The organism is Stenotrophomonas sp. Br8 (assembly GCF_014763005.1).
Lineage (GTDB): Bacteria > Pseudomonadota > Gammaproteobacteria > Xanthomonadales > Xanthomonadaceae > Stenotrophomonas > Stenotrophomonas lactitubi.
In genome coordinates this window covers 75,898-92,561 of record NZ_JACGTN010000023.1, presented here as the reverse complement: position 1 = coordinate 92,561, position 16,664 = coordinate 75,898, and the positions used below count along the sequence as shown (strand labels likewise).

12 protein-coding genes are annotated in these 16,664 nt (G+C 67.0%); 8 read left to right on the top strand and 4 right to left on the bottom strand.

The features are described from left to right. The first annotated feature begins 65 nt into the window (after positions 1-65). The 3 genes from H3005_RS18815 to H3005_RS18805 are packed head-to-tail and all read left to right on the top strand — an operon-like array spanning position 66 to position 7,295. Positions 66-5,438, top strand: coding sequence for a DNA repair ATPase (locus H3005_RS18815; RefSeq protein ID WP_191078759.1), 5,373 nt, complete (start codon positions 66-68; stop codon positions 5,436-5,438). Between the two features lie 5 nt (positions 5,439-5,443). Then, complete coding sequence (locus tag H3005_RS18810; protein WP_331273779.1) at positions 5,444-6,142, top strand: hypothetical protein; 699 nt, start codon at positions 5,444-5,446, stop codon at positions 6,140-6,142. Between the two features lie 43 nt (positions 6,143-6,185). Further along, on the top strand, positions 6,186-7,295 hold the full coding sequence (locus H3005_RS18805; RefSeq protein WP_191078757.1) for a toxic anion resistance protein: 1,110 nt from the start codon (positions 6,186-6,188) through the stop codon (positions 7,293-7,295). Positions 7,296-7,376: 81 nt separating this feature from the next. Here H3005_RS18805 and H3005_RS18800 read toward each other — a convergent pair whose 3' ends face one another. Next, a complete protein-coding gene (locus H3005_RS18800; protein ID WP_100553105.1) occupies positions 7,377-8,264 on the bottom strand; it encodes a LysR family transcriptional regulator in 888 nt (295 codons plus the stop codon). Between the two features lie 96 nt (positions 8,265-8,360). Between H3005_RS18800 and trpB the strand changes: the two genes are divergently transcribed. The 5 genes from trpB to glmM all read left to right on the top strand — a co-directional run bounded on the left by trpB (position 8,361) and on the right by glmM (position 13,509). Next, positions 8,361-9,578: a tryptophan synthase subunit beta gene (gene trpB, locus H3005_RS18795; RefSeq protein WP_191078756.1), complete on the top strand. Its 1,218-nt coding sequence runs from the start codon at positions 8,361-8,363 to the stop codon at positions 9,576-9,578. Then, positions 9,575-10,243 carry a hypothetical protein gene (locus H3005_RS18790; RefSeq protein WP_100553103.1) on the top strand — a complete coding sequence of 223 codons (669 nt, stop codon included), beginning with the start codon at positions 9,575-9,577 and terminating at the stop codon, positions 10,241-10,243. The genes trpB and H3005_RS18790 overlap by 4 nt, the downstream gene beginning before the upstream one ends. Before the next feature lies 1 nt (position 10,244). Then, on the top strand, positions 10,245-11,054 hold the full coding sequence (trpA, locus tag H3005_RS18785; protein WP_191078755.1) for a tryptophan synthase subunit alpha: 810 nt from the start codon (positions 10,245-10,247) through the stop codon (positions 11,052-11,054). A gap of 215 nt (positions 11,055-11,269) precedes the next feature. Continuing rightward, positions 11,270-12,145: an acetyl-CoA carboxylase, carboxyltransferase subunit beta gene (gene accD, locus H3005_RS18780; RefSeq protein ID WP_089236309.1), complete on the top strand. Its 876-nt coding sequence runs from the start codon at positions 11,270-11,272 to the stop codon at positions 12,143-12,145. After that, a complete protein-coding gene (glmM, locus tag H3005_RS18775) occupies positions 12,145-13,509 on the top strand; it encodes a phosphoglucosamine mutase (RefSeq protein ID WP_191078754.1) in 1,365 nt (454 codons plus the stop codon). The genes accD and glmM overlap by 1 nt, the downstream gene beginning before the upstream one ends. A gap of 72 nt (positions 13,510-13,581) precedes the next feature. Here the strand turns inward: glmM and galE are convergent, their stop codons facing one another. From galE to H3005_RS18760, 3 genes are all read right to left on the bottom strand, one after another. Then, positions 13,582-14,589, bottom strand: a complete 1,008-nt coding sequence (galE, locus tag H3005_RS18770; RefSeq protein WP_191078753.1) for a UDP-glucose 4-epimerase GalE — start codon at positions 14,587-14,589, stop codon at positions 13,582-13,584. Positions 14,590-14,659: 70 nt separating this feature from the next. After that, a complete protein-coding gene (locus H3005_RS18765) occupies positions 14,660-15,517 on the bottom strand; it encodes a polysaccharide deacetylase family protein (protein WP_099819051.1) in 858 nt (285 codons plus the stop codon). Next, complete coding sequence (locus tag H3005_RS18760) at positions 15,510-16,655, bottom strand: glycosyltransferase family 4 protein (RefSeq protein ID WP_191078752.1); 1,146 nt, start codon at positions 16,653-16,655, stop codon at positions 15,510-15,512. The genes H3005_RS18765 and H3005_RS18760 overlap by 8 nt, the downstream gene beginning before the upstream one ends. Positions 16,656-16,664: the final 9 nt, after the last annotated feature.

Here is a 16,664-nt window from a genome sequence, read left to right as displayed (position 1 = left end):
ATCGCCATCGCCCACCCGTGCCGGCCGCATCGACGGCCGGCCGTCCGTGAGCCGGAAACCTGCAGATGTCCGAAACCAAACCGTCCACCGAGTCCGTCGTGCCAGAGGCTGCCGGCGATACCGTCGACCAGGCCGTTGCCCAGGGCGGCGCCTATGAAGTCCTGCGGCGCCGTCTTGGCGAACAGGGCCAGCGCCTGCAGGCCGTTGCCGAGCAGCTGAACCGCCAGCGCCTGGCCGAGTTCGGCGACAGCCGCCTGGAGGTGGTCGGCCGCTTCCGCATCCGCAGCGAGAACAACTGCGTCGGCCGCGACATCGTCCAGGTCGGCCCGGACCGCCTGCTGTTCGGCTACAACGTGTTCATCGGGCTGAAGACCCAGACCCGCATCGAAGATGTGTTCGGCCTGTACCGGCTGGTACAGGGCAACGAGGGCTACGACGTCGCCGCGCTCGAGCTGAAGGGCAGTTTCCTCGACCAGCCGGGCTTCGTGCATGACTTCAATGAGCTGTACGCCTACTACAAGCATGCGCGCCTGCTGCAGCTGATCGTGGTGGGCGACAAGCTGCTGGCCTCGTTCCAGATCGGTGAGCGCAGCAGCGACGTGCGCGTGTTCCGCTGGGCGCTGGCACGCGAAGGTGAACTGACCTATCTCGATGCGCGCGGCGAGCGCGACATAGCGCTGCCACCGCCGTTCGATTTCGAATGGACCCGCGCCACCCGCGACCTCGCCGTCAACGGCCGCCATTCGCATCTGAACATCCTTGACACCCTGTTCGTGGAGACCACCGGTGGCGACCTGACCATCAAGGTGGAAAACAACACCGAAACCGGGCAGGGCATCTACAGCGAACCGGTGGAAGACAGCACGCAGTCGCTGGACGACGCGCAGTTCGAGTTCGACCGTGTCGGCTCGCTGGTGCTGCTGAAAGTGCTGCCGTATCGCGAAACCGAATGGCGCGGACTGATCTACAACACGCTCACCGGCGACATCGTGCGCAACGATGCCATCGTCCAGGCCTGCGTGCAGCTGCCCGAAGACCACGGCATCATCTTCCCCGGCGGCTATTACCTGCAGGGTGGCGAGCACAAGGCGTTCGACGCCTCGATGGATGGCATGCAGTTCAAGCGCAGCATCCGTTCGCCCAACGGCGAGGACGTGCTGTACATCTTCTACGAGCGCGAAGGCGGACGTTCGGCGCTGTTCGTCTACAACACCATCCAGCGCGTGCTGCAGAACCCGGTGTTCGGCCACGGCTATGCCTTCATGCAGGATGGGCGCATGGTGCTGTTCCATGCCGAAGGCAGCGAGCCGACCCGCATCCATCCGATGCAGGTCTGGCAGACGCCTTTCAGCAGCGACGAGTTCGCCGCCAGCCGTCCGCCCGGCAATACCTTCATGGGGCGCATCGGCAACGCCGAGCTGGTGCGTGGCATCTCCAACCTGTTCAACCTCGCGCGCGAAATCGACGGCCAGGATGTATCGGTGCAGCGCTACCAGCGCCTGGTGGCCGACACCCGGCGGCTTTTCGATGCGCATCATTGGCTGGGCGACGAGGCCTGCGATGGCGCCGAAGCGTTGCTGCGGCAGATCAGCGCCACCGGCGAGTCGGTGCTGGACGAATACGAGAAAGTGCAGTCGATCCGCCAGCAGTCGGCGCAGGCGATGGCCGAGGCCGAGAGCACGCACAAGGCGCTGCTGGGCCGGCTGCAACCGGACAACTGGAACGAGGTGCAGGCCTTCGTCGAAGCGCTCAATGCGATCACTGCACTGCGTGGTCGACTGCTGACGATCCGCGAACTGCGCTACATCGATACCGCGCGCATCGAGGCGATGGCCGCCGAGCTGGTGCAGGCGCACGACCGTGTCGGCGTCGCCACCGGTGCCTTCCTTGCCGGCGACGCGGCACTGGCCCCCTTGACCGCCCGCATGCAGGCGCTGGACGAGGCCGCACAGCAGGCCGCCAGTGCACGCCAGCTGGATGAACAGCTGGACGGCCTGCGCGGCATGGCCGGTGATCTGGACATGCTGTCCGAGCTGATGGCCGGGCTGAAGGTGGACGACGCGACCGCGCGTACCCGCGTGGTCGAATCCATCTCGCTGCTGTACGGGCGCTTGAACCAGGCGCGCACGCGCGCCGAACAGCGGCGAAGGTCGCTGGGCTCGGCCGAAGCTGTGGCCCAGTTCGCCGCCCAGTTCGCCCTGTTCTCGCAATCGATCACCAGCGCGCTGGCGATGGCCAGCGACCCTGAGCGTGCCGACGAACAGCTGTCGCGCCTGCTGGTACAGCTGGAAGAACTGGAGAGCCAGTTCGGCGAGCATGAGCAGTTCCTAGGCGACATCCTGAGCAAACGCGAAGAGCTGGTCGAGGCCTTCGACACCCACAAGCAGGCCCTGCTGGATGATCGCCAGCGCAAGGCGCGCTCGGTGCTTGATGCTGCCAACCGCATCCTCGACGGCCTGGGCAAGCGTACCGAGCGGTTCGGCACGGCCGACGAACTCAATGCGTTCTTCGCCGGTGATCCACTGATCCTCAAGCTGCGTGAACTGGCCGAGCGCCTGCGTGCGCTGCGCGACAACGTCAAGGCCGACGATGTCGAGGCGCGCCTGAAGGGCGTGCGCGACCAGGCCGTACGCCAGCTGCGTGACCGCAGCGACCTGTACGAGGCGGGAGGCAATGTAGTCCGTCTTGGTCCGCGCCATCGATTCAGCGTGAACACCCAGGCGCTGGACCTGACCCTGCTGCCGCGTGGCGAAACCCTTACCATCCATCTCACCGGCACCGATTTCCTGGAGACCCTGCACGATCCCGAGCTGGATGCGCTGAAGCCGTTCTGGCAGGTGACCCTGGATTCGGAATCGGCAGCGATCTACCGCGGCGAATACCTCGCCGGGTGCCTGTTGCTGGCAGCGGAGGAGGGCCAGGATGGCTTGGACCTGACCCAGCTGCAGCACGATGCGGCCGAACCCGAAGCGCTGGACCAGCGGGTCCGCGCCTTTGCTGCGCCCCGTTACCGCGAAGGTTACGAGCGCGGTATCCATGACCACGACGCCGCCCTGATCCTGCGCGCGCTGTTGCCGTTGCAGCAGGCCGCCGGCCCGCTGCGGCATTCGCCCCACGTGCGTGCGTTGGCGCTGCTGTTCTGGGCAGCGCGGCAACGCGATGAATCCGTGGCGCAGTGGCCCGGCCGGCAGGCCGGCGCGGAGGCCATCGCGCGCCTGTTCGGTTCCGATGAGGGACGTCAGGCGCTGCGCGCGGAAATGGCGAAGGCGCTACATGACTATGCACAGACCCATGCATTGCCGTTCGACGCCGCCGCCGCCGATGCTGCAGCGGCGTATCTGGGCGAAGAACTGGTCGCCGGCGAGCCGGTGTTCAGCAGCAGCCGCCACGCGCAGGCACTGCTGGACGCGCTGTCGCAGCAGCTGGAGCAGGCCGGCCAACGGGATGCGCTTGAGCGTGCGCTGCAGCGCTCGCAGGATCCGCTTGCCACGCGCTGGGCGTTGGCCGGGCAATGGCTGCGGGCGCTCGCCGGGCTGCCGGCACAGTCGGCGCACGCCGGTTATGTCGAAGAAGCAGCGGCACTGCTGCTGGTGCAGCGACAGCTGCGCACGCGTGCCACCGATGTACCGCTGCAGGCGGAGGTCAGTGGCCTGCTGGGCGAGCATGCCCGCATCCACAACGGCAGCCTGACCGTGTCGCTGGACGATTTCCTGGCACGAATGCAGCACCACCTGCAGTCCTTCGTTCCAGCATTCCATGCCTATCAGGCGGTGCGCCAGGGCATCATCGGCCGCGAGCGCGAAACCCTGCGGCTGTCGGAGTTCAAGGCGCGGCCGTTGTCGTCCTTCGTGCGCAACAAGCTGATCAACGACGTGTATCTCGGCGTGATCGGCGACAACCTGGCCAAGCAGATGGGCACTGTTGGCGAGAACAAGCGCAGCGACCTGATGGGCCTGCTGATGATGATCTCGCCGCCGGGCTACGGCAAAACCACGTTGATGGAGTACGTAGCGCATCGCCTCGGCCTGGTCTTCATGAAGATCAACGGCCCCGCACTGGGCCACGAAGTGCGGTCGCTGGATCCGCAGCAGGCGCCGGACGCGACCTCGCGGCAGGAACTGGAGAAGCTCAACCTGGCGCTGGAGATGGGCAACAACACCATGCTGTATGTCGATGACATCCAGCACACCCACCCGGAGTTCCTGCAGAAGTTCATCTCGCTGTGCGATGGCACGCGTCGCATCGAAGGCGTGTGGCGCGGCCGTACGCGCACCTACGACATGCGTGGCAAGAAGTTCTGCGTGGTCATGGCCGGCAACCCGTACACCGAGTCCGGCGAAGTGTTCAAGATCCCGGACATGCTGGCCAACCGTGCCGACATCTACAACCTCGGCGATGTGCTCGGCGGCATGGAAGCAGCCTTCACCCTCAGCTACATCGAGAACAGCCTGACCTCCAACCCGGTACTGGCGCCGCTGGCCACGCGTGAGATGGCCGACCTGTACCTGCTGGTCGATCGCGCGATGGGCAAGGATGTCTCCAGCAATGGTTTGAGCCATGCCTACAGTGGCGCCGAGGTCAACGAAATCACCGCCACCCTGCAGCGCATGCTGCGCGTGCGCGACGTGGTCTACAGGGTCAACCAGCAGTACATCGTCAGCGCCGCGCAGGACGACCGCTATCGTACCGAGCCGCCGTTCCGCCTGCAGGGCAGCTATCGAAACATGAACAAACTGGCGGAGAAGATTTCGCCGGTGATGAATGACGACGAGCTGCAGCAGTTGATCTCCGATCACTACCTGGGCGAAGCGCAGCTGCTGACCACCGGTGCCGAGGAGAATCTGCTGAAGCTGGCCGAGCTGCGTGGCGTGCTCGATGACGAGCGCGCGCAACGCTGGGCGCAGATCAAGCGCGATTTCCTGCGAAACAAGGCGATGGGCGCCGGTGACAGCGATGTTGGTGGCCGCGTGGTCGCGCAGCTGGCCGACATCGCCAGCGCGTTGCAGCTGCCGCCAGCGCCGGCGGAGGTAGCGGCCGCACCCGAGCCTGCGCCATGGCCGGCCCTGCTGGCGGCGCTGCAGCGCCTGGCGGATGCACGGCCGGCCAGCGCGCCGGCGGCTGCCGCACCGCAGCCCGCAGCCACGCCATTGGCCGAAGACCTGCAGGCCGGTCTGGCACCGCTGCTGCAGCTGCTGGTCGCCTCGCAGGAACAGCAGGTGCAGCTCTCGCAGACGTTGGCGGCGTTTGCCGGGTGGGCACGGCAGCAGGTAACGACCGATGTGGCCACGACCGACACGCGTCGTCGCCCGCGCGTGCGTCGTGCAGCGACTCCGGAAGAACGTGCGCTGGACGAAGCGCTGATGCGCCACTTCTACGGTGAGTCATTGCCGCCGGAAACGATGGCTGATGACGGCCCACGGCCGCCGCCACTACCGTGACCTGCGTGCGCTCCCTGCCCGAACCCACGCTTCCTGCGCGCGTCGATGTGGCCGCGCTGGCCGTGTACGGCAGCCCCTTGCTGCAGGTACTGGCCGAGCCGGCACCGTTGCAGGCCGGCACGGGGGGCGAAGGACTGGTGGCTGCGCTGGCGCGGATCGCCTTGGCCCTGCAGGCCAGCGATCCGGCGCGCCTGCGGCGGCAGGAGAGCTGGTGGGGGCGCCTGCTCGGCCGCGACGTTGCACGCCAAGCGCAGGCGCAGGAGCTGCAGGCGCAGCTGGGCGTGCTGGTGCTGCAGGCACGCGAGCAGGCACAGGGTCTCGCCCAGCGTGTGCAGCAGCGTGCCCAGACCATCATCGACAACGACGCGGCTGCCGCCGCGTTGGAGGCCTGGGCCACGTTCGGCGCCGCGCAGTTGGCGAGCCTGGAAGGCGCTGCGCAGACCGCGCTGGCGCCGCGTGTGGACCACCTGCAGCGGCTGGCCACGCTGCGGCGCATCGAAAGCGGGCAATGGCAGCTGCTGCAGGAGCAGGACGAAGCCTTGCTGCAGCGCTTCGTCCGCATCCACGATGTCCTGCTGCCGGCCTGGCGCCAGGCCGCGCTGGCTGGCCAGGCACAGGCCCAGGCTGCGCAGGCCGCGCAGGCAGCCACGCTGCAGGCCCAGATCGACGACGAAGTGGCCGCTGCTCAGGCTAGACTGCCCTGAGCCGGCCGCCGCTGCCGCTTATCCACCGCAAGGACACTGCCCGATGACCCAGGACAGCCAGAACTCCGGCACGCTCGTGCCCGCCACCACGCCCGCTCCGGAACTTGATGACAGCACGTTGAAGGCCCTCGGCCTGGTCCGCGACGACCTGCCGCGCATCGCCGAAATCGGCCGCGAGCTGGAAGATCTGCGCCCAGGCAACCTGCAGGTGTTCGGCCGTGAAGCCGCCGCACGGACGACGGCCTTCTCCAGCCAGTTGCTGGACCAGGTGCGCAATCGTGACCTCGACGCCAACGGCGAGAAGCTCGGCGAAGTGGTACGCATCGCGCGCGAGCTCAAGCTGGATGGTTTTTCCCAACGCTCGAAGGTGCCGGTGATCGGTGGCCTGATCGATCGCCTGCGTTCCTCCAAGGGCGAACTGGTGCAGAAGTTCAGCGATACCAATTCGCAGATCGAACAGCTGCTCGGCGACGTCGGCGCGCAGCAGGCGCTGATGGGCAAGCGGGTGACCGATTTCGACCGCATGCATGACATCGTCCGCGAGGAACGGAACGCCCTGGGCCTGTATGCCGCCGCCGGCAAGCAGCGCCTGGCCCAGCTGCAGTCCGAGCAGTTGCTGGGGCAGGGCAGCGAAGACCCGCAGCAGCGCATCCGCCAGAGCGAGATCGACAATGCGATCCGCCTGATCGAGAAGCGCGTCTCCGACCTGCAGCTGATGCAGCACGCGGCTGACCAGTCGTTGCCGATGATCCGCCTGATCCAGGCCAATGCGTTGCAGTTGATCGAGAAGTTCAACACTGTCCGCGACATCACCATCCCATCGTGGAAGCGCCAGTTCGCGATCCAGTTGTCGCTGGGCGAGCAGAAGAACGCGGCCGAACTGGCCAATGCGATCGATGATGCGACCAACGAGCTGATGCGACGCAATGCAGACCTGATGCGCCAGGCTTCGGTGGACACTGCACGCAGCAACCAGCGCGGCGTGATCGACGTGGCCACGTTGCGCCATGTGCACGATCAGCTGATCGCCACGGTCGAAGAGGTGCGCAGCATCCATCGCGAGGGCATGCAGCAGCGTCAGCAGGCCGAAGTCGAGTTGTCGCGCCTGCGCGAGGATCTGCAGCAACGCCTGGCGGCGCCGACGGCACCCTGACAGCGCTTGGCAGCATCGAGCGTGCTCGATCGCTGCCGGTTGGTCCTTCTGTAGAGCCGAGCCCGCGCTCGGCCTTACTACTCAACGCAACTGCCCAACCACCCAGTCCGCCAGCGCGTCCACGCGCGCATCGACAGGACCGTCCGGCCGCGCCAGCACCCAGAATCCGCCGGTCGCGGCAAACCCCCACGGTGCCAGCAGCCGCCCCGCGGCCAGATCCTCTGCCACCAGCGGCTCGGGCGCGATCGCCGGGCCCAGTCCCGCCACCGCCGCTTCCAGCAGGTAGTACAGGTGTTCGAAGCCGGTGCCCAGTTGCAGCTGGCCTGGATCCAGATCATGTGCCTGCGCCCACGCCGGCCACGCTTGCGGCCGCGAACTGGTATGCAACAGCGTTTCCTGCAGCAGGGCCGACGGCGGCACGTGGCGCAGCCGATGCGCCGCCGGGTGCGAGGGCGCCACCACCACGCCCACCCGTTCCGGTGCCAATTCGCGTACCTGCCAGCCGCGCGGCCACGGCCCCTGCGCCAGCAGCAGCACCGCATCCAGGGTGGCCTGCGTCTCGGTGAAGCTGCCATCCAGGGCCGACCACTGCAGGTGCACGCCGGGCAGGGCCGCCTGCAGGGCCGGCAGCCGCGGAATCATCCAGCGCGCCAGCACGCTGCCGCTGCACCCCAGCACCAGCGCCGGCGAAGCCGCTGGCCGCTGCAATGCGCGCACGCAGTCCTCGATCCCGCTGAAGGCATCGCTGCAGGCTTCCTGCAGGCGGGTGCCGGCGGCGGTGAGGCGCAGGCCGCGGCCTGCACGCTGGAACAGGGCCAGGCCCAGATGGTCTTCCAGCAGCTTCAGCTGGCGGCTGATCGCGCCATGGGTCACATGCAGGGCCTGTGCAGCGCGGCCAACGCCGCCCAGGCGTGCGGTGGCCTCGAATGCCCGCAGGGCATTCAGCGGCGGCAGCAGTGACGTACTCATGTGAGATTTCCTGACGGGATGCGCCAGATAATATCCATTTTCCGGACACAATCCGTGCGCTAGAGTATCCACCTGTCTGAACGACCGGTCGTCTCCATGCCTGCCTCTCCCATTGCCGATTTCCACGCATTCCCTGACGCCCAGGGCCACTTCGGCCGTTACGGTGGCAGCTTCGTCGCCGAAACCCTGGTCGGCCCGCTGCAGGAACTGGCCCAGGCCTATGACCAGGCCCGTCAGGACCCGGCGTTCCAGCTGGCCTATGACCGCGATCTGGCCCATTACGTGGGCCGGCCAAGCCCGATCTACCATGCTGAACGCCTCAGCGACCACGTCGGCGGCGCGCAGATCCTGCTCAAGCGTGAGGACCTGAACCACACCGGCGCGCACAAGATCAACAACACCATCGGCCAGGCGCTGCTGGCTGCACGGATGGGCAAGAAGCGCATCATCGCCGAGACCGGCGCCGGCCAGCATGGCGTGGCCAGTGCCACCGTCGCCGCGCGGCTGGGCCTGGAGTGCGTGGTGTACATGGGCGCCACCGACATCGAGCGGCAGAAGATCAACGTCTACCGCATGAAGCTGCTCGGTGCGACGGTGGTGCCGGTGACCTCCGGTTCGGCCACCCTGAAGGACGCCCTCAACGAGGCAATGCGCGACTGGGTGACCAACGTGCAGGACACCTTCTACATCATCGGTACGGTTGCCGGTCCGGACCCGTACCCGCGCATGGTGCGCGACTTCAACGCCATCGTCGGCCGTGAGGCGCGCGAGCAGATGCTGGCCGAGTACGGTCGCCTGCCCGATGCGATCACCGCCTGCGTCGGCGGCGGCAGCAATGCGATCGGCTTGTTCCATGCCTTCCTCAACGACCGCGAGGTCGAGATTGTCGGCGCTGAAGCCGCCGGCGATGGCATCCACACCGGACGCCACGCAGCCTCCATCGCCGCCGGCCGTCCGGGCGTGCTGCACGGCAACCGCACCTATGTGCTGTGCGACGACGACGGCCAGATCATCGAGACCCATTCGGTATCGGCCGGCCTGGACTACCCGGGCGTCGGCCCTGAGCACGCGTTCCTGGCCGACAGCGGCCGCGCGCGTTACCTCGGCATCACCGACGAAGAGGCGTTGCAGGCCTTCCACCTGCTGGCCCACACCGAAGGCATCCTGCCGGCGCTGGAGTCCAGCCACGCGCTGGCACAGGCGGTGAAGCTTGCGCGCGGGCGTCCGCGCGACCAGATCGTGCTGTGCAACCTCTCCGGCCGCGGCGACAAGGACGTGCATACCATCGCTGCGCGCGAAGGCCTGGTGCTGTGAGCGCGCTGCTTCGCAGGAGCAGCGCACTGCTGCTGGCGTTCGGTTTGGCCGCGTGTCAGCCACCGGAACCACCGGTGCTTGCGCCGGCTGCCAAAGCCACTACGCAGCCTGTGCAGCAGCCGGCCGCCAACGATGATCTTGACCCGATGGCGCGCACGCCCATCGTCGATCCGCCGTCCGCGGAAGGCACGAGCAACGGTGACGCACCGGCAGTGGCCTCGGTGGCGCTGGACCACGCCGGCGACGTGCTGGTTGGCCAGCACATGAGCGACGTCAAGCACCTCGGCTCGTGGGAGTCGCAGGGCGCGATCGAGACCTGCGAGTACTTCACCGGCAAAGGGCTGCCGCCGGGCGTTTCGATGATGGTCGACGATGGACGCATCGTCCGCTTCGACCTGGATCAGGATGAGGATGCCGAAACACCAGTCGCCCAGCCTGGCCCGTACGGCCTGCGCATCGGCATGACCCGCGCACAGGCGCTGGCGCAGTTCCCCGGCGCGCCGGTTTCCGAGCCGCATGCCTATCTGGACGACCAGGGGGAATACCTCACCTGGCAGGACCCGGGTTCCGACCTGGGCATCCGCCTGGAACTGTTTGAAGGGAAGGTTACCCAGATGTACTGGGGAACCAGTGAAGCGATTGAACTGATTGAAGGGTGTGCCTGAAATGTCCGTATCCCGACTCGATGCCTGTTTCCTGCGCCTGCGCCAGCAGCAGCGCAAGGCCCTGATCCCCTTCATCACCGCCGGTGATCCGTCCCTGGAAGCCACGGTGCCGGTCATGCACGCGCTGGTCGGGGCCGGTGCCGATGTGATCGAACTGGGCGTGCCGTTCTCCGATCCGATGGCCGATGGCCCGACCATCCAGCGCAGCTCCGAGCGCGCGCTAGGCCGCGGCGCAGGTAGCCGCTATGTGTTGGAGGCAGTGGCGCAGTTCCGCGAACAGGATGTGCAGACGCCAGTAGTGCTGATGGGCTATCTCAACCCGGTGGAGATCCACGGTTACGTGGCGTTCGCCAACGCGGCGGTGGCCGCTGGCGTGGATGGCGTGCTGCTGGTCGACCTGCCACCGGAAGAAGCCGGCGAAGCCCAGCAGGCCTTCGACGCTGCGGGTCTGGCGTTGGTTCTGCTCGCATCGCCGACCACCAGCGAGGCGCGCGCCGACAAGCTGCTGGCGCTGGCCCGCGGCTATCTCTACTACGTCAGCTTTGCCGGTGTCACCGGCGCCTCCGAACGACTGGACAGCGACGCGGCCAGTGCACGTCTGCAGGCGCTGCGGGCCAAGGCCAGCGTGCCGGTGGTGGCTGGGTTCGGCATCAAGGACGCAGCCAGTGCGGCGGCCATGGCCCGCCAGGCCGATGGCGTGGTGGTCGGCAGCGCGCTGGTGGCGGTGCTGGCCGAAGCGGCTACTGCCGAGGATGCAGCGCAGCGCGCCGCTGCGTTCCTGGCTCCGCTGCGGCAGGCGCTCGACGCGTAACGGTAGTGCCGGCCGCTGGCCGGCATCCTCCGACCTGCCCGCCTGCAAGCGCTGCCGGCCAGCGGCCGGCACTACCCAACACCTAAACGTACGTCCCAGCATGGTTTTTTCCATCGGGGCCAAGGCCGGGCAGGGGGTGCACGGGCAGGGAAAGCGGAGCTAGACTGTCCGCCTTTGCGGCCCTCGGGCCGCCCTGAACGGAAGTGTCCTCCCGCATGAGTTGGCTCAGCAAGTTGATGCCGTCTGGCATCCGCACCGACAACACCCCCAGCAAGAAGCGCAGCGTCCCCGAGGGCCTGTGGGAAAAGTGCAGCAACTGCGGCAGTGCGTTGTACCGTCCGGAGCTGGAAGAGAATCTGGAGGTCTGCCCGAAGTGCGGCCACCATATGGCCATCCGTGCGCGTGCGCGCCTGGCCGCGCTGTTCGACGCCGACAGCACCACCGAGATCGCTGCCCGCCTGGGGCCGACCGACCTGCTGAAGTTCAAGGACCAGAAGAAGTACGGCGAGCGCATCAAGATCGCGCAGAAGAACACCGGTGAGTACGACGCGCTGATTGCCATGCGCGGCCTGCTCAAGGGCCGTCCCCTGGTGGCCTCGTCCTTCGATTTCGCCTTCATGGGCGGCTCGATGGGTTCGGTGGTCGGCGAGCGTTTCGCCCTCGCCGCCGAGACCGCCGCCGAGATCGGCGCACCGTACGTGTGCTTCTCCGCCAGCGGTGGCGCGCGCATGCAGGAAGGCCTGTTCTCGCTGATGCAGATGGCCAAGACTTCGGCCGCGCTGGGCAAACTGCGTGAAGCCGGACAGCCGTACATTTCGGTGCTGACCCACCCGACCACCGGTGGTGTATCGGCGTCGTTCGCGATGCTGGGCGACATCAACATCGCTGAACCGCGTGCACTGATCGGCTTCGCCGGCCCGCGCGTGATCGAGCAGACCGTGCGCGAGAAGCTGCCGGAAGGGTTCCAGCGTTCGGAGTTCCTGCTCGAACACGGTGCCATTGACCAGATCTGCGACCGCCGTGAACTGCGCGACCGCCTGGCCGACCTGCTGGCGATGCTGCGCCGCGAGCCGGCACCGGAGGAGGTTTGATGGGGAGCCGCAAGTACTTCGGTACCGACGGCATCCGTGGTCGGGTCGGCCAAGGCGCGATCTCGGCTGATTTCGTGCTGCGCCTGGGCAACGCCCTGGGCCGCGTGCTGGTCGCCCAGCGTGGCCAGGATGGGCGCCGTCCGATCGTGGTGATCGGCAAGGACACGCGGATCTCCGGCTACATGTTCGAAGCCGCGCTGGAAGCCGGGCTGGTCGCTGCGGGTGCTGACGTGCAGCTGCTCGGCCCGATGCCGACCCCGGCCGTTGCCTTCCTCACCCGCACCCTCGGCGTGGATGCGGGCATCGTCATCAGCGCGTCGCACAATCCGCACTACGACAACGGCATCAAGTTCTTCTCCGCCCAGGGCGAGAAGCTCGACGATGCCACCGAGCTGGCGCTGGAAGCTGCACTGGACGTGCCGTTCACCACGGCCGTTTCGGAGAAGCTCGGCAAGGCCTCGCGTGCACGCGAGGCCGTCGGCCGTTACATCGAGTTCTGCAAGTCCAGCGTGCCGCGCTCGTTCGATCTTCGCGGCGTGCGCCTGGTACTCGACTGCGCGCATGGCGCCACCTACCAGATCGCGCCGCTGCTGTTCCGCGAACTGGGGGCGGAGGTCATCGGCATCGGTGCCGAACCCAATGGCGTCAACATCAACGACGGCGTCGGTTCGACCCACATCGACAACCTCGCTGCCAAGGTGCGTGAGACCCGCGCCGACCTGGGCATCGCCTTCGACGGTGATGGTGACCGGGTGTTGATGGCCGATGACCGCGGCAACCCGGTCGACGGCGATGACCTGGTGTACATCCTGGCGCGCGCGTGGCAGGCCGAAGGTCGTCTGCGCGGGCCGGTGGTCGGCACCTTGATGAGCAACTTCGGTCTGGAAAAGGCCTTGGCCGAACTGCAGATTCCGTTCCAGCGCAGCAACGTCGGCGACCGCTACGTGCATCAGGCGCTGGTGGAGGGGGGCGGCGTGCTCGGCGGCGAAGCGTCCGGCCATCTGCTGTGCCTGGACCGGGCCACCACCGGTGACGGCATCGTCAGTGCCCTGCAGGTGCTGGTGGCGCTGAAGCAGCAGGGAAAGAACCTGCGCGAAGCGCTGCAGCCGTTGTCCAAGGTGCCGCAGAAGACGGTCAACGTGCGCCTCGGCGATGTCTCGGCCAAGGCCACCGTGCAGGCCGAGAGCGTGCAGGCTGCGCTGACCGAAGCACAGCAGGCGGTATCCGGTCGCGGGCGTGCCTTCCTGCGTCCCTCCGGCACCGAACCGGTGGTGCGGGTCACGGTCGAGGCCGATGACGCGACGTTGATGCAGGACACTCTGGATCGGCTTTCGGCGGCAGTCAGGACAGCGGCTGCGGCCTGAGCCCTGTCGCTGGATCGAACCGACAACATGGCCGCCTGTGCGGCCATGTTGCTGTCTGGCGCAAGCAAGGCATCAGGCGCTGCGCGGCATCGCCGTCTGCCATTTCCAGGTGTCGCGGCACATGTCCGCCAGACCATGGCGCGCGGTCCAGCCCAGCTCGCGCAGGGCAAGGGACGGGTCGGCAAAGCTCACCGCGATGTCGCCGGTGCGGCGACCGGTGATCCGGAACGGAATCGGCCGGCCGATGGTCTGCTCGAAGGCCTTGATCAGTTCCAGCACGCTGTGGCCCTGCCCGGTGCCCAGGTTCAGGGTGATGCTGCGGCGCTTGTCGCGCAGGTACTGCAGCGCCAGCACGTGGGCCCGCGCCACGTCTTCCACATGGATGTAGTCGCGTACGCCGGTACCGTCGCAGGTCGGGTAGTCATCGCCGAATACCTGCACTTCAGGCAGCAGGCCGGCAGCGACCTGGGCGATGTAGGGCATCAGGTTGCTGGGGGTTCCGTGAGGCAGCTCGCCGATCAGAGCGCTTGAATGCGCACCCACCGGGTTGAAGTAGCGCAGCGTTGCCGCATGCAGCGTTGTGTCGGCACTGACCAGGTCGGACAGCAGCTGCTCCACCACCAGCTTTGAACGGCCATAGGGTGTCATCGCGCAGGTCGAGGCCGTCTCGGCCACCGGGCAATGGTCCTGGTCGCCGTACACGGTTGCCGACGAGCTGAACACAAACGTGCCTACACCGGTATCGCGCATGGCGCCGAGCAGGGCAAGGGTGCCGCTGATGTTGTTGTCGAAGTAGTCCAGCGGCATCTGCCGCGATTCGCCAACCGACTTCAGCGCGGCAAAATGCAGCACCGCATCGATCGAATGCTCGCGCAGCAAGGCCGCGATCCGCGCACGGTCGCGCACGTCGGCCTGTACGAACAACGGTGTGGTGCCGGTGATGCTGCCGATCCGATCGATCACCCCGGCGTCGCTGTTGCAGAGCGAGTCGACGATGACCACCGTATGGCCCTGCTGCTGCAGTTCCACGCACGTATGGGAGCCGATGAATCCCGCACCGCCGGTAACCAGAACGTTCATTTCCTGTAGTCCTTCCACTCTGTTGGAGCTTCCTTGCCGAAGCCGTGTCAACCCAGTGCTGGCAGCGCCATCACGGTCCCGGCACCATCTTCTTCTGCCGCGCCTTGAAGCCATTGAACAGCGGTGCGATCAGCGGGTTGTAGCTCCACGCGATGCGCTTGCGCAGCCAGCTTGCCGGCCGGTTGCGGATGGCGAAGCGGTAGATGCGCTCGGGATCGCCGCCGACCACGTTGCGTCCGAACGGATGGGTGGTGTGCAGGTAGCGGAACCCCTGTTCACGCGCCACTTCGATGTAGTCCTGGTCGAAATCACCGTACGGCCAGCACAGCGTGTCCGACACTTCGCCCAGCTTCTCCAGCAGCACTTCCCTGGCCTTCGACAGGTCACCACTGATGCCGGCACGGCGCTGGGCGCGATCCAGGTCCTGGCGGCGCAGCCAGCGCGTGTGGGTGTGGGTATGGCAATGGATCTCGAAGGTGCCGGCCTCGATGGCCGCACGTGCTTCGCTCCAACGCATCATCACTTCGTCGCTGCGGCCCTGCTTGTAGATCAGGTCTTCGCAGGCGCGATGCTCGGGCGTTTCCGGCAGCGTGGCACCGGTGATGCCGGCATGCGGGCGCATCGGGCCCTCGTGCATCCAGCCGGTCACCACGAACACCACCGCGTGCATGCCGTACTTCTGCAGGATCGGGTGGGCGTAGACCCAGTTGTCCAGGTAGCCATCATCGAAGGTGATCACGATCGACTTGCGCGGCACCGGCTTGCCGGCCAGGAAGCCGGCGTACTGGTCCAGCGTCAACGAAGTCCAGCCGGTGCGCGCCAGCCAGGCGATCTGGCTTTCGAAATTTTCCGGCGACACCGTGATCATGCCGGGCGAGTTGCTGACGTGATGATGCATCAGCACCGGTACGGTTCTGGCATTAGCCATGACCCAGCTCCTTCATCCATTGGTGGTAGTAGTGTTCGGTGGCTTCAGCGTGGCCTTCGGGGCTGAAACGCTTTGCGCTGCGGATCCAGTCCCAGCCGGAACGTCCCATCTGCCGGCGACGCTCGGGATCGTCCACCAGCAGCCGCAGCGCGCCGGTCAGGGCGGCGCCGTCACCCAGTCGAGTGAGGATGGCATTGCTGCCTTCCACCAGCATTTCGGGCACGCCGCCGACCCGGTGCGACACGATCGGCAGGCCCGCCTGTGCCGCTTCCAGGAAGACCGTGCCCGATGCTTCCTTGTGTGTGGCCAGCGCGAAGATGTCGAAGCCCGGCATCAGCTGGCTGGCATCGCTGCGGAAGCCCAGCAGATGGACCTGGCGCTGCAGCTCGTGTTCGGCGCAGGTGGCCTGCAGGCGCTGCATCACGGCCTGGCCATCGCCGACCACCACCAGATGCAGGCGGGGGTTGGCCTTGCACAGCGGCACCATGGCCTGCAGCAGTTCGGCGTGGCCCTTGGGTTCGCGCAGCACGGCCACGCAGCCCACCACGATGTCCTGTTCGTCGAATCCGAGCTCGGCGCGCACGCGTGAACGCGTCTCCTGCAGCGCCTGCCAGGACGGCTCCTGCGCGGCGTCGATGCCGGTTGGAGAAACCGCCATTGGCGGCACGATGCCGATGTGGTCGGCGGGAATTCCGCGGTCCGCCAGCAGTTGCTTGACGAAGTTGCTTACCGTGATGACCCGGTGCGGCAGGCCGGTGTAGGTCAGCAGCGAATTCACCGGGCTCATCAGGTGGCGCGAGCGCACCACCAGCGGTGTGCCGCCGAGGCGTGCACCCGCGGCGGCAATCAATGCATCGCGACGGCTGGTGGTGTTGACCACGTCGTAGCGCTCGCGGCGCACCAGCCGTGACACCGACCAGATGCCGCGCAGCAGCCGGCCCATGCCGCCCATGCGCAGCGTATGCACGGTGAAGCCATCATCGCGCGCGCGGGTGGCCAGGCGCGCGTCCGGCTGGCACAGCAGGGCGACGTCATGACCGCGCGCGCGCATCACCTGCATGTGGCGGAAAATGTAGATCTCCTGCCCACCCATGCCTTTGGCGGCTTCGGTATGCAGGATGCGCAGCGGACGGTTCATGGTGGATCG